The following is a 14,098-nucleotide window of genomic DNA, read 5'->3' on the forward strand; positions in this document are numbered from 1 at the left end:
GCCCTAGTGCGCGGCGTCATGCCAGTTCTGCCCGCTGCCGACCGAGACGCCCAGCGGGACACGCAGATCATAGGCGGAGCCCATCTCGTGCGTCACGAGGTTTTCGACCGCCTCGCGCTCACCCGGGGAGACCTCCACCACGAGCTCGTCGTGCACCTGCAACAGCACCCGGGAGCGGAATCCTCCCTCGGTCAGCGCCGCGTCCACCTGGAGCATCGCCACCTTGATGATGTCGGCGGCCGACCCCTGGATCGGCGCGTTCAACGCCATCCGCTCCGCCATCTCGCGGCGCTGGCGGTTGTCGCTCGTCAGGTCCGGCAGGTAGCGCCGCCGACCCAGGATGGTCTCGGTGTACCCCACCTTGCGGGCCTCGTCCACCACCTGGTTGAGGTAGTCGCGCACCCCGCCGAAGCTGGCGAAGTAGTCCTCCATCAGCCTCTTCGCCTCCTCCGGGGTGATCGCCAGCTGCTGGGACAGTCCGTAGGCACTCAGCCCGTAGGCCAGCCCGTAGCTCATCGCCTTGATCTTGGACCGGGCCTCGCCGTCGACCTCCCCGACCTCGATGTCGAAGACCTGCGCCGCCATGTGCGCGTGGAAGTCGTACCCGCTGTTGAACGCGTCGATCAGCGCCCGCTCACCCGACAGGTGCGCCATGATGCGCAGCTCGATCTGGCTGTAGTCCGCGGTGAGCAGCTCCTCATAGCCCTCACCGACCACGAACGCGCGCCTGATCCTTCGGCCCACGTCCGTGCGCACCGGGATGTTCTGGAGGTTGGGTTCCGTGGAGCTCAGCCGCCCCGTCGCCGCGACCGTCTGGTTGAAGGTGGTGTGGATGCGCCCGTCGTCGGCGACCGTCTTGATCAGACCCTCGACCGTCGTGCGCAGCTTCGTCTGGTCCCGGTGGTGCAGCAGCACGCCCGGCAACTCGTTCTCGGTCCGGGCCGCCAACCACGCCAACGCGTCCGCGTCCGTCGTGAATCCCGTCTTGATCTTCTTCGTCCTGGGCAGCTCCAGGTCCTCGAACAGCACCTGCTGCAACTGCTTGGGCGAGCCCAGGTTGAACTCCCGGCCCACGATCTCGTGCGCCCGCTCCACCGCACCGCGCGCCGCCGAGGCGAACTCCCCCTGGAGACCCTCCAGGTACTCGCGGTCCGCGGCGATCCCGGCCCGCTCCAGGCGCGCCAACACGTCGACCAACGGCAGTTCCACCTCGTGCAGCAGGTGCGTGCCGCCGCGCTTGTCGAGCTCCGCCACCAACACGGCGGCCAGGTCGCGGGTGGCGGCGGCCCGCACGGCCAGACCGTGACCGCGCCCGCTGCCGCCCTGCTCCCCGAGGTCCAGGGCCATCTGGTCGCCGTCGGTGTCCACCTCCAGCTCCCGGCCCAGGTACTTGCGGCACAGGTCGGCCAGGTCGAAGCGGCGCTGCCCCGGCTGCGCCAGGTAGGCCGCCAGGGCGGTGTCGCTGACCACACCGTTCAGGTCCCACCCGTGTGCGCCCAGCGCGAGCAGCGCGCCCTTGTACTCGTGCACGGCCTTGGGGCGCCCGGCGTCCGCGAGGAAGGCCGCCAGCGCCTCGGTGTCGGCGGTGTCCAGCACGGTGGGATCCACGTACAGCGAGGCCCCGCCCGGCACCGTGACGGCCAGGGCGTCCACCCGTCCGGTCCCCGCTCCCCAGGTACCGTCGACCGCCAGCCCCGCCGGGGCCTGGTCCGTGAGTGACTCAGCGGAGGCGTGCTCGGTGATCCAGGCCGCCACACCCCCGGTCGCCGCCACGGTCACGTCCACGGTGAAGCCCTCGACGGCCCCGCCCGCCTCGGCGCTCTCCTCGCCGTCGTCCGCACGGATCACCGCGTAGAGGCGCTCACGCAGGTTGGAGGCGAACTCCAGGTTGTCGAAGAGCGCGTCGACCCCGGCCCGGTCGGCCTCGCCCAGCCCCAGGTCCCGCACGGCCGTGTCCAGCTCCACGTCGGTGACCAGTTTGTTGAGCCTCTGGTTGCGCAGCACGTCGTCGAGGTGGTCGCGGAAGTTCTGCCCCGCCTTGCCGGGGACCTCGTCCGCGCGGGCCACCAGCTCCTCCAGGGACCCGAACTTCGTGATCCACTTGGCGGCGGTCTTGGGACCCACCCCCGGCACCCCGGGAAGGTTGTCGGCCTTCTCCCCCACCAGGGCCGCGAGGTCGCGGTACCGCTCCGGGGTGACCCCGTACTTGTCCTCGACGGCCTCCGGGTCCATCCGGCGCATGTCCGAGAGGCTCTTGCCCGGGTACAGGACCGTGCAGTCCTCGTTCACCAGCTGGAAGGCGTCCCGGTCACCGGAGGCGATCAGCACCTCCATGCCCGCCTCGCAGCCCTGGTGCGCGAGGGTGGCGATCACGTCGTCGGCCTCGAAGCCGGGCGCCGACAGGTTCGCGACCCCGATCAGGCGCATGAGGTCCTGGGTCAGCGGCACCTGGGAGGGGAACTCCGGCGGGGTCTCCGACCGGCCGCCCTTGTACCCGTCGTACTCCTCGTCCCTGAAGGTGGGGCCCGAGAGGTCCCACGCCACCGCGACGTGCGTGGGCTCCTCGTCGCGCAGCAGCTTCACCAGCATGGAAGCGAAGCCGTACACGGCGTTGGTGGACTGCCCGGTACTCGTACCGAACTTCTCCACGGGGAGCGCGAAGAACGCGCGGAAGGCCATCGAGTGGCCGTCCAGGAGGAGCAGCCGGGCGCGCCCGCCGTCGGCCTGGGATGTCTGTTCAGGGGTCTCTCGCTTGGTCACCACAGAACGAATCCTAGGATGCGCTACGGACAGCCCGCGGCCATCACCACGGGAACACCTCCCCACACCGGTCGGTTCGACCGGTTACGGGGCCACCTGACCGGATCGGAAGGCAACACCATGACCACAGACGCCGAGGGCCTGCGCGAACTCATGGACTCCGGGGCGCTCTCCGGCGGTCTGGGCCAGAGCATGGGCATCGAGATCACCGAGGCCTCCGCCGAACGCGTCGTGGGCCGTATGCCGGTCGAGGGCAACCGCCAGCCCTTCGGGCTGCTGCACGGCGGCGCCTCGTGCGTGCTCGCCGAGTCCCTGGGGTCCATCGGCTCCACCATCCACGCACAGGGGTTCGGCCGCGTCGCCGTGGGCATCGAGATCAACGCGACCCATCACCGGTCCGCCACCGATGGGCACGTCACCGGGGTGGCCACCCCGGTCCACCTGGGCCGCACCCTCGCCACCTGGGACATCACCATCACCGACGACCGGGGGCGGAAGGTCTGCACCTCGCGTCTGACCTGCATGCTGCGCGACGCCCCCCAGTAGGGAAACTCCAGCAGCGGGGCCCCGCGCCCCGCTGTTGGGCCCCCCACCACCGGGAACGAAGCCCGGCTAACGACGGCTCCGCCATTTCCGAACACTGGACGAACGGGCACGCCACGCCCTCACACCACGACAACCAGTCACAACATCCCCCCGCGACACCGCGCATCCGTCCAGTCACACCCGGCCACACGGCTACAGAGTCATAACGAGCAGAAGGCGACTGAGACGCAACCGCCCCCTGCCGCTTCCGCCGGAACCCGATACCGGATTAAGCTCCGCTAACGCTCCTGATTAAGTCATGCCACACATAACGGGCAACAGGATGCAACAGAGCTATCGGCACGGCTGCGCAAGATCAGCCGGTTGAACGGAGTGACCACGAACATGGCAAGCAAGAAGTTCCTGAGCCTCACTGCCGCAACCGCGGCCCTCGTGCTCGGACTGACCGCGTGTGGCAACGGGGACGGCGGCGACAGCGCCGACGGAGGTGAGGGCTCCGGCGAGGAGTTCACCTTCGGCATCCTCTACCCCCAGACCGGCAGCCTGGCCTTCCTCGGTCCGCCCCAGGTCACCGCGGCGAAGTACGCCATCGACGAGATCAACAAGGCCGGTGGCATCCTCGGCACCGACGTCCCCGCCATCGTCGAGGCCGACGAGGCCGGTGACGCCGCCCAGGCCAACCAGGCCGCCAACGACCTCGTCTCCGCCGACGTCAACGCCGTCATCGGCGCCGCCGCCTCCGCCATGACGCAGGCCAGCTACGACACCGTCACAGCCGCCAGCATCGTGCAGTGCTCCGGCTCCAACACGGCGCCCGACCTGAGCGAGATCGACGACAACGGCTACTTCTTCCGCACCGCCCCCAGCGACCTCCTCTCCGGACCGGTCCTGGCCCGCCAGATGGTCGACGACGGCGCCTTCGACGTCGCCGTGGTGGCCCGCGCCGACGACTACGGCGACGGCTACCGCAGCGCCGTGGAGGCCGAGCTCGAGGCCCTCGGCGCGAACGTGGTCGCGACCGAGAACTACGACCCCGACGCCACCAACTTCGACTCCGTCGTCAACTCCGTGTCCAGCGCCGACCCCGACGCCGTCGCCCTGATCTCCTTCCAGGAGGGCGCCCAGGTCATCGCCGAACTCATCGAGTCCGGCATCTCGGGCGACCAGCTCTACATCACCGACGGTCTCAACGACCCCGAGCTCGGCGACACCGTCAACTCGGACGACCCCGACGTCGTCACCGGCGTCACCGGCGTCGCCCCCGGTGCTGACAACCCCGAGTTCAACGAGGGCCTGCGCGCCTTCGACTCCGAGCTCGACGTCTTCCAGTTCGCCCCGCAGGTCTTCGACTGCGTCACGGCGATCGCCCTGGCCGCCGAGTCCGCCGGGTCCGTCTCCCCCGCCGACTACGTCGAGCACCTCCCCGAGATCAGCCGCCCCGACGGCACCGAGTGCGGCAGCTTCGAGGAGTGCCGCGACCTCCTCAACGACGGCGAGGAGATCGACTTCCAGGGCACCAGCGGCAACATCGACTTCGACGACAACGGCGACCCCACCTCCGCCACCTTCGAGGTCTTCCACTTCGGTGACGACGGCTACGAGACCCTCGGCTTCGAGGAGTACTCCGTCGACGAGTAACGACGGATGACCCCGTCTCCTCCCAGGGGGCCACACCACGACCCCTGGGCGGAGGCGCCGTCCGCCACACACCACGCGAACCGTCCGGGGGTGCGGGGCACCAGCCCCGCACCCCCGGACCCGTCCGAACACGACCACCGCGAGACCCCGGCACGGCCGCACCCCGCGCGCCGTGCCTCGTCGTACACGGGCCAGGCGGCCGCACAGCGGCACCGCACGCACCGGGGCCCGACGCCCACGCGTCCCCACCCCCGGACGCACCACGCCACCTGAACGGACGACCACGCCATGCCCACCCACAGGGCCCTCTCCCTCTCGGCGGCCGCCCTCACCGTCAGCCTCGCACTCACCGCCTGCGGCGGCACCCTGGACCTCGGCGACGACACCGCGGACGACACCGGGTTCACGTTCGGCCTCCTCTACCCGCAGACCGGCAACCTGAGCTTCCTCGGCCGACCCCAGACCGCCGCCGTCGACTACGCCATCGACCAGATCAACGACGCGGGCGGCATCCTCGGCACCACCGTCCCACCACCGGTCGTGGCCGACGAGGCCGGAGACGCCGCCCAGGCCAACCAGGCCGCCAACGACCTCGTCTCCGCCGACGTCAACGCCGTCATCGGCGCCGCCGCCTCCGTGATGACCCAGGCCAGCTACGCCACCATCACGGGCGCGGGGATCGCCCAGTGCTCCGGTTCCAGCACCGCGCCCGACCTCACCAGCGTCGACGACAACGGCTACTTCTTCCGCACCGCCCCCAGCGACCTCCTCGCCGGACCCGTACTCGCCCAGCGCATCGTCGACGACGGCCACCTCGACGTCGCCGTCATCGCCCGCGCCGACGACTACGGCATCGGCTACCTCAACGCCGTCGAGGCCGAACTCCACGCCCTCGGCGCCGACGTCGTCCTCACCGAGACCTACGACCCCGACGCCACCAACTTCGGCGCGGTCATCAGCTCCACCGTCACCTCCGGGGCCGACGCCGTCGCCCTCATCTCCTTCCAGGAGGGCACCCAGCTCATGGCCGCCCTCATCGAGAGCGGCACCGAGAGCCAGTTCTACCTCACGGACGGGCTCAACGACCCCGACCTGGAGGCGACCATCGGAGCCGCCTCCACCAACGCCATCACCGGCACCACCGGCGTCGCCCCCAGCGCCGACAACCCCCAGTTCAGCGAGGACCTGCGCGCCTTCGACCCCGAACTCGACGCCTTCCAGTTCGCCCCGCACATCTTCGACTGCGTCACCACCATCGCCCTGGCCGCCGAGTCCGCGGGCTCCACGGACCCCACCCGGTACGTGGACCACGTCGCCGAGGTCACCCGCCCCGAAGGCACCGAGTGCAGCTCGTTCGCGGAGTGCCGCGACCTCCTCGCCGACGGCCGGTCCATCGACTACCAGGGGATGAGCGGCAACATCGACCTCGACGACAACGGCGACCCCACCTCCGCCACCTTCGAGATCTTCCACTTCGGCGACGACGGCTACGAGATCCTCGAATACGTCGAGTACACCAACGACTGACCCCGCGCCCACCACACCGGGCACCGCACACTCCGGACACACGAAAAGGGGGCGGGACCCTCGACGGGTCCCGCCCCCACACACGTCCGGATCAGCCCTTGGCGAGCGTCCCCAGGTACAGCTCGATCACGTTCGGATCGTTCAGCAGGTCCCGACCCGAACCCGTGTACGCGTTCCGGCCCTGGTCCAGCACGTAACCGCGGTCACAGATCTGGAGACACCGCCGCGCGTTCTGCTCGACCATGACGACCGAGACCCCGGCGGCGTTGACCTCCTTCACCCGCTGGAAGACCTCCTCCTGGTAGATCGGCGACAACCCGGCGGTCGGCTCGTCCAGCAGCAGCACCGACGGGTCCATCATCAGCGCCCGGCCCATGGCCACCATCTGACGCTGACCACCCGACAGCGAACCCGCCTTCGCCCGACGCCGGTCCGCGAGCAACGGGAACAGACCCGCCACCACCTCGAACCGCTCCGAGAACGACCTCGGCCGCAGGAACGCCCCCATCTGGAGGTTCTCCTCGATCGTCAGGGACGGGAACACGTTGCGCGTCTGCGGAACGTAACCAACGCCCCGCTCCACCAACGAGTGCGCCGCCAACCCCGCGATGCTCGAACCCCGCAGCGTCAGACCGCCCTCACGCACCGGGATCAGACCGAAGATCGTCTTGATCAACGTCGACTTGCCCGCGCCGTTCGGACCGATGATCGCCACGACCTCACCCTCGGTGAGGGTCAGCGTGCACCCGTTCAGGATGTTCACCCCGGGCACGTAACCGGCCACCAGGTCCTTGGCCAACAGCAGGTAGTCGTCCGGACCACCCACCTCAAGCGACTCCGCCTGGGCCTGCTCCAGCACCTCCTCGCGGTGCTCCTGCACGGCCGCGGCCTCCTCAGCCTCCTCCGGGACCTCCTCCGGCTCCGGACGGACCCCGCCGTTCTCCTCACTCATCGCCACTCCCCTGGGTCTCACCCTCGACCTCCTGGGCACCCAGGTAGGCGTCGATCACCTGTTGGTTGGACCGGATGTCCGAAGGACGCCCCTCCGCGATCACCTGACCCTGGGCCAGCACCACGATCCAGTCACTGATGCCCATGATCACGTCCATGTCGTGCTCCACGAACAGGACCGTCTTGCCCTCGTCACGCAACGACGTGATGTGGTGCAACAGGGACTGCACCAACGCCGGGTTCACACCCGCCATCGGTTCGTCCAGCATGATCATGCTCGGATCGGTCATCAGCGCGCGAGCCATCTCCAACAGCTTGCGCTGACCACCCGACAACGCGCCCGCCATGTCCTGGCGCTTGTCGATCAGCTTGAACCGCTCCAGCAGGTCCAGGGCCTTCACGGTGTTGGCCTTCTCCTGACGGCCCCACACCGGACGCAGGAACGACCCCGCCATGCGCTCACCTGTCTGACCCGGAGCGCCCAACAACATGTTGTCGAGCACCGTCATCCGCGTGAGCGCCTTGGTCAGCTGGAAGGTCCGCACCATCCCGGCCCGGGCCACCTGGTGACCCCGACGACCGTTGATGCCGCGGCCCTCGAACGACCACTGGCCGCCGTCGACCCGGTCGAACCCCGTCAGCAGGTTGAACAGCGTGGACTTGCCCGCGCCGTTCGGACCGATCAGCGCCGTGATCGTCCCCCGCTGCACCTCCAGGTGCTCCACGTCCACTGCGGTCAGACCGCCGAACGAACGCTTCACCCCGTCAGCCACCAGGATCGGATCCGGCTTGGCCGAACCCGGCTCCGGGACCGCCCCGGCCATCCGGTCGACCTCGACATCCGCCCCGGAGGCGTTCACCTCGTCACTTGACATTGATCAACATCTCCTTGCGGTCACCGATCAGACCCTGCGGCCGGAAGACGATCAGCAGCACCAGCAGCACACCGACGAACGCCAACTGGATGGCGCCGAAGTCCGGACCCGACAGGAACGGCAGGTAACCCTCACTGCCCAACCCGCGCAGCAGCTTGTCCGTGAAGTTCATGAGGAACCAGAACACCATCGACCCGACGATCGGACCCAGAACACGGCCCGCACCGCCCAGCAGCAGGATCACCCACAGGAAGAACGTCACCTGCGGCTTGAACTGGTCAGGCGCGATCGCACCCTGGTGCACCGCCATCATGCAACCGGCCAGCGAACCGATCAGGCCGCCCAGGACCAGCGCCTGCATCTTGTACGCGAAGACGTTCTTGCCGAGGCTGCGAACCGCGTCCTCGTCCTCGCGGATGCCCTTCACCACACGGCCCCACGGGCTGTGGATCAGCGCCCAGGTCAGTGCCGCCATCAGCGCCACCAGACCCCACGTCACCGTCATCATCCACATGTGGTTGCCGCTGAACGAGAACGAACCGATCCCGTAACGGCCGGCCGGGTCGAACAGCCCCAACGCCTCGTTCCACTCACGGAACTCGGTGGACAGGTTCTGCAACCCGTACACGCCGTTGGTCACCGGCTCGGCAAAGCCCGCCCGGTAGACCAACCGCAGCACCTCGGCCGCGGCGATCGTCGTGATCGACAGGTAGTCCGCCCGCAACCGGAGCGTCGGGATACCCAACAACAACGCCAACACCACCGCGCAGGCCAGGCCCACCAGGAACCCGACCAGCAACGGCAACTCGAACACCGCGACGCTGATACCGACGCCGTAGGCGCCCACCAGCATGAAGCCGACCTGACCGAAGTTCAGCAACCCAGCGTAACCGAAGTGCATGTTCAGGCCGATCGCGGCCAGCGCGTAGATCGCGGCCACCGGTCCCACCGCGGATCGGGCGGACTCGGCGAGGATCAAGAAAATATCCATCGTCTACCTCTCCTAGCCGACCCGCTCGCGCCGACCGAGCAAGCCCTGGGGCCTGATCAGCAGCATGAGGATCATCAGGGCCAGAGCCCACGCTTGCATGAGCTGTGCGGGGAACCACAGGGTGGACAGCATCGCCACCAGGCCCACGGCGATGCCGCCGACCATCGCGCCGTAGGCCGTGCCCAGACCACCCAGGATCACCGCGGCGAACATGAGCAGCAGCAGACGGAAGCCCATCTCGTAGTCCACGACCTGGTTCAGGCCGAAGAGCACACCGCCCAGGGACGCCAGGCCGCCGCCGAGGAACCACACGTACAGCGTCACCCGGTCGACGTCGATGCCCGACGACTCCGCGAGGTCCCGGTTGTCCGAGACCGCGCGCATCGCCTTGCCGATGCGGGTGAACTGGAGCATGCAGGCCACGAGCACCAGCACCACGATCGCGACGGCCATGATCACCAGGTCGCGCGGGGGCATGGAGATCGGGCCGAAGTGCACCATCTCCTGCACCTGGAACCCGGCGTAGCGGCGCCGGTTGGCGCCGAAGAGCACCAGCAGCACGTGCCGCAGCACCAGGGCCAGGCCGATGGAGACGATGAACATCTGGATCAGGGCGACGTTGCGCCTGCGCAGCGGACGCCACAGGTAGCGCTCCATGGTGCTGCCCAGCACACCGCCCATGACCACCGCGATGCCGGCCGCCGCCCACAGCGGCACCTGCCAGCCGAGGTCGTCACCGAGCACGCCCATCAGCGTCGCCAGCGCGATACCGCCGAAGACCGAGGACCACTGGAGGACGATCAGCGTCGTCCGGTTGAGCCGGTGCTCCAGGAAGGCGCCCAGCAGGACGGCGATCCCCAGACCGGCGAAGATCGCCAGCAGGGAGTTGCCCAGTCCCGCGGCGCCGGTACTGAACAGCAGGGCCATCATCGCGCCGAAGGTGACCATGTCACCGTGCGAGAAGTTGATGACCTGCGTCGTACCGAAGATCAGTGAGAGGCCGATCGCGGAGATCGCGATGACCAGGCCGAACAGCAGACCGGCCGCGGTGAGCTGCGCGAAGCGCTCACCGAACCCGCCACTGACGCCCTCGACCGCCACGGACTCGTCCTCGGCGGCCGTGTCCCCCTCGGCGTCCTCGGTCGCCTCGGCGTCCGGGGAGGGGGAGCTCTCGTCCTGGCCGCCCGCGGATTCGCCCGGGTTCTCCAACCCGATGAGGAGCAGTCGCTGCTGGCCGGTCTCGACCTCGACCTGGGCCTCACCCTCTGCCATGAGGGACGTCTCGCGTACGGCGAACTCGCTGGGGACGGACTCCTGGTCCACCACTACGCGGTAGTCACCCGGTCCGGGCAACTCCACTTCCCAAATTCCATCAGAGTCGGTTTCCACCGCATCGATCTCGTCGTCACCCTGGAGGACCGTGATCAGGATGCCCTCGACACCCTGGTCCCGGTCGTCCGGCTGACCGATCTGACCGTGCAGCGTCTCACCGCCCTGTTCGTCTGCCGTCGCCGCCGCCCCGGGGATCACCAGGAATGCGGTGATCAGGGCGAGCAACACGGTCACGAGGCGTGTGCGCACGCGCGCTCCTTGCGCATCTGAGGTTGGCGGCACCCGAATGGGAGGCATTCGAGCGCCGCTGTCCTTTAGCTGTTCGGTGCGGTGAGTTTAGCCCGATTTATGCCGGGCATTCAGTGTCACTTAAACCACGTGACCCAACCGTCACCCCATCGTGTGCAACCGAGATCAAACTGGTGCTGGATGCGCGTTGACCCTGAACACCCGGACACGTTCCGGAGCCGGAACCTGCCAATCTGTTAGTTTTCTCGGGCCGAACCCCGGGACACACGAAGGGGCCGCACCCGTTCGGGTACGGCCCCGGTTCAGCGCTGGGGTGGGCGGTCCGTCAGGAGGACTGTCCTCCCCCGAGCGTCTCGACGACGGTCTCGGCGACCTTGCGCATGGTCAGCCGGCGGTCCATGGAGTTCTTCTGGATCCACCGGAACGCCTCGGGCTCACTCATCCCGTGGCGGCTCTGGAGCAGGCCCTTGGCCTGCTCCACGAGCTTTCGGGTCTCCAGTCGCTCCTGGAGGCTGCCGACCTCGGCCTCCAGTGCGGCCAACTCGGCGTAGCGCGAGGTGGCCATCTCGATCGCCGGCACCAGGTCCGACTTGCTGAACGGCTTGACCAGGTAGGCCATGGCCCCGGCCTCGCGTGCCCGCTCCACCAGCTCCCGCTGGGAGAAGGCGGTCAGGATCACGACCGGGGCGATGCGCTCCCCGGCGATGCGCTCGGCGGCCGACAGGCCGTCGAGCACCGGCATCTTGATGTCGGTGATCACCAGGTCGGGTTTGAGCTCCTGGGCAAGCCGGATGGCGGCCTCACCGTCGCCAGCCTCCCCGACGACGGCGTAACCGTCCTCTTCGAGCATCTCCTTGAGATCCAGGCGAATCAGGGCCTCGTCTTCCGCGATCACCACACGGCTCTGCGTCCTCGTCACGTACACGAGGTTACCGAGATCCGCTAGTATGCTGACCGTTGGCCCCGGCAATGCGCGTCAATCGTGACTGCACCGTTGACGGAGCGTCGCTCCCGGGACGCCGAGCAGGCAAACCGGACAATCGGAACCAACAACTCAAACGCCCCGATAGACCAACCGGCAGAGTCAATGGTCTCAAACACCATCAAGTGTGGGTTCGAATCCCACTCGGGGCACCAGCAGCCACCCCCACGGGTGGCTTTTCTGCGTTCGAGGCCTTCCAGGAATGTCCGAGGCGTGAGCGAACATGCACCGTATGTACTCACCGCATGTCAGGCGCGAGGCCGTCTCCCTCATCGATTCCGGGATCTCCTGCGCGGAGGTCAGCCGTCGGACGGGCATCAACCGGTCCACGCTTCGGACGTGGTTCCTCGACCGTTCACTCGTGGACAGGTACGTCGGCACCGACCTGTGTCCCCGGTGTGAACCGGTACCCGTCCCACCCCGACGAACCGATGCGTACGGGTACCTCCTGGGCCTCTACCTCGGCGACGGGTGTCTCACCCCCGCCGGAGACCCCACGAAGGGGGTCTGGCGGCTGCGCGTCATGTGTTCCGACACCTGGCCCGGACTCATAGAACTCTGCGCGGGGAGTATGGCCGCGATCCGCCCCGACCACAGGGTCTCCCGGGTCCCCTCCACCGGGTGCACCGAGGTCCACAGCAACTGGAAGCACTGGCCGTGCCTCTTCCCCCAGCACGGGCCGGGCAGGAAGCACGACAGGGCCATCCTCCTGGAACCCTGGCAGCGGGCCGTCGTCGAGGAGCACCCCGAGCAGTTCGTACGCGGCCTGATCCACTCCGACGGGAGCAGGGTGCTCAACCGGATCAGGAGGACACTGCCCGACGGAGGGGTGAGGTTCTACGAGTACCCGCGCTACCACTTCACCAACGTCTCCACCGACATCGTCGGACTGTTCACCGAGGCCCTGGACCGGTTGGACATCGCCTGGAAGGTCCACGTGAGCAGGCGGGAACCGCGCTACCGGGACAAACACGTCGTGTCGGTGTCCCAGCGGGACGCGGTGGCGCGGATGGACGCGTTCGTGGGGCCCAAGTACTGAGGACGCCCACGCGGCGGACGCGCGTGCGGGCGGCGCGGCCTACTCCTCGCCCCGCCAGCGCCTGAGGTCCTCCTCGGTGATCTCCTGCATGGGTGCGGGCTGCGTGATGCGGAGGTGGTTGCCGAAGGGGTCGCGCAGGGCGCAGTCGATGCCGTAGGGCTGCTGGGTCGGTTCCTCGGTGAACTGGACTCCTCGCGCGCGCAGGGTGTCGTAGGTGGCCTGGCAGTCGTCGGTGTTGATGATGGCGGCGACGCCGAGGGCGCCCTTGGTGAGGAGTTCGCGAACCTGGGCGCCGTTCTCGTCCTGGGAGGGCACCTCCAGGAGGATGTGGCGGTCCGGGTCGGCGGGCAGGGTGATGGTGAGCCACCGCATGAACTCCATGTCGACGTCGTCGCCGACCTCGAAGCCGAGTTTGCCGACGTAGAAGTCGAGGGCCTCGTCCTGGTCGAGCACGGTCACGGAGTGGATGGCGATCTGTGTGAGCATGCTCCAACGCTACGTCTGACCTGGTCTTGCGTCCCTCTACGCCACGTCAGGGTGTGGTCAGGACGCCCGGAGGTGGTCCCGCAGCGAACGGGCCACGCGGCCGATGAGGGCCTCGGCCGCGGGTTGGTGGCGGGCGGGGACGGAGGAGGCGGTGAGGGCGGCGATGGCGTAGGCCTCGCCGCCCCTGTGTTCGACGACGCCGACCTCGTGGCGGTGGTTGAGGACACTGCCGGTCTTGGAGGACCAGGTGCTGGCGTCGGTGCTGAACTCGGGGGCCAGGCGGTGGCGGATGACGTTGTCGGCCATGAGGGAGCGCAGGCGGGCCGCGGTGTCGGGGTGGATGGTGGTGGGTCGCCAGATGGCCTGGAGGAGGTCGACGTGGGCACGGGCGGAGCCCGAGTTGGCGCGGGTGACGTCGAGTTGGGGGATGCGGTGGCCGCGTCCGGCGCTGGCGGCCTGGATGGCGAGGGTGTGGGCGAGGTGGGTCTCGTCCGGAGCGAGGCGTTCGGCGGGGGTCTGGTTGAGGTCGCGGACGATGTGCCGGACGGCGATCCCGTGGATGTCGTGTTCGCGGAGGGTGTCGGTGACCCGGGCGGGTGGGGTGAGGCCGAACAGGATGTCGGCGGCGACGTTGTCACTGACGCACATGGCCAGGTAGAGGAGGTCGTCGACAGCGACGGTGGCGGGGTGGCGGAAGCGGCCGAGCCCGAGGGGCCCGGTGG

General features: G+C 68.6%; 12 protein-coding genes and 1 tRNA gene. 5 read left to right on the forward strand and 8 right to left on the reverse strand.

All coding sequences use genetic code 11. The annotated features are described in order from the left end of the window. Positions 1–3: 3 nt before the first annotated feature. On the reverse strand, positions 4–2,763 hold the full coding sequence (gene polA, locus ADX84_RS04545; RefSeq protein ID WP_049567970.1) for a DNA polymerase I: 2,760 nt from the start codon (positions 2,761–2,763) through the stop codon (positions 4–6). Positions 2,764–2,880: 117 nt separating this feature from the next. Between polA and ADX84_RS04550 the strand changes: the two genes are divergently transcribed. The 3 genes from ADX84_RS04550 to ADX84_RS04560 all read left to right on the forward strand — a co-directional run bounded on the left by ADX84_RS04550 (position 2,881) and on the right by ADX84_RS04560 (position 6,471). Then, positions 2,881–3,306, forward strand: a complete 426-nt coding sequence (locus tag ADX84_RS04550) for a PaaI family thioesterase (RefSeq protein ID WP_049568022.1) — start codon at positions 2,881–2,883, stop codon at positions 3,304–3,306. A gap of 384 nt (positions 3,307–3,690) precedes the next feature. Next, positions 3,691–4,944, forward strand: a complete 1,254-nt coding sequence (locus tag ADX84_RS04555) for an ABC transporter substrate-binding protein (RefSeq protein WP_049568024.1) — start codon at positions 3,691–3,693, stop codon at positions 4,942–4,944. Positions 4,945–5,232: 288 nt separating this feature from the next. Continuing rightward, positions 5,233–6,471 (forward strand): ABC transporter substrate-binding protein, encoded by a 1,239-nt coding sequence (locus ADX84_RS04560; protein ID WP_049567973.1) that lies wholly within the window; start codon positions 5,233–5,235, stop codon positions 6,469–6,471. A gap of 91 nt (positions 6,472–6,562) precedes the next feature. Here the strand turns inward: ADX84_RS04560 and ADX84_RS04565 are convergent, their stop codons facing one another. From ADX84_RS04565 to ADX84_RS04585, 5 genes are all read right to left on the reverse strand, one after another. Next, positions 6,563–7,423, reverse strand: a complete 861-nt coding sequence (locus ADX84_RS04565) for an ABC transporter ATP-binding protein (RefSeq protein WP_049568028.1) — start codon at positions 7,421–7,423, stop codon at positions 6,563–6,565. Further along, positions 7,416–8,297: an ABC transporter ATP-binding protein gene (locus tag ADX84_RS04570; RefSeq protein ID WP_049567976.1), complete on the reverse strand. Its 882-nt coding sequence runs from the start codon at positions 8,295–8,297 to the stop codon at positions 7,416–7,418. The genes ADX84_RS04565 and ADX84_RS04570 overlap by 8 nt, the downstream gene beginning before the upstream one ends. Further along, positions 8,287–9,288 carry a branched-chain amino acid ABC transporter permease gene (locus ADX84_RS04575; RefSeq protein ID WP_049567980.1) on the reverse strand — a complete coding sequence of 334 codons (1,002 nt, stop codon included), beginning with the start codon at positions 9,286–9,288 and terminating at the stop codon, positions 8,287–8,289. The genes ADX84_RS04570 and ADX84_RS04575 overlap by 11 nt, the downstream gene beginning before the upstream one ends. A gap of 12 nt (positions 9,289–9,300) precedes the next feature. Next, entirely contained in the window at positions 9,301–10,869 is a 1,569-nt protein-coding gene (locus tag ADX84_RS04580) for a branched-chain amino acid ABC transporter permease (protein ID WP_049567982.1), read from the reverse strand. A gap of 325 nt (positions 10,870–11,194) precedes the next feature. Then, on the reverse strand, positions 11,195–11,767 hold the full coding sequence (locus ADX84_RS04585) for an ANTAR domain-containing response regulator (RefSeq protein ID WP_049567985.1): 573 nt from the start codon (positions 11,765–11,767) through the stop codon (positions 11,195–11,197). A gap of 162 nt (positions 11,768–11,929) precedes the next feature. On the opposite strand from ADX84_RS04585, the gene ADX84_RS04590 reads away from it, so the two are divergent. Next, a tRNA-Leu gene (locus ADX84_RS04590) sits at positions 11,930–12,006 on the forward strand. Between the two features lie 77 nt (positions 12,007–12,083). Continuing rightward, complete coding sequence (locus tag ADX84_RS04595) at positions 12,084–12,890, forward strand: transposase (RefSeq protein WP_049567988.1); 807 nt, start codon at positions 12,084–12,086, stop codon at positions 12,888–12,890. Positions 12,891–12,929: 39 nt separating this feature from the next. On the opposite strand, the gene ADX84_RS04600 is transcribed toward ADX84_RS04595, so the two are convergent. Then, on the reverse strand, positions 12,930–13,376 hold the full coding sequence (locus ADX84_RS04600; protein WP_049567991.1) for a VOC family protein: 447 nt from the start codon (positions 13,374–13,376) through the stop codon (positions 12,930–12,932). A 57-nt stretch (positions 13,377–13,433) separates the two neighbouring features. After that, the coding region (locus tag ADX84_RS04605) for a serine hydrolase (protein ID WP_049567994.1) at positions 13,434–14,098 on the reverse strand (665 nt) is incomplete at its 5' end.

It is taken from the genome of Nocardiopsis sp. SBT366 (assembly GCF_001083815.1).
GTDB lineage: Bacteria > Actinomycetota > Actinomycetes > Streptosporangiales > Streptosporangiaceae > Nocardiopsis > Nocardiopsis prasina.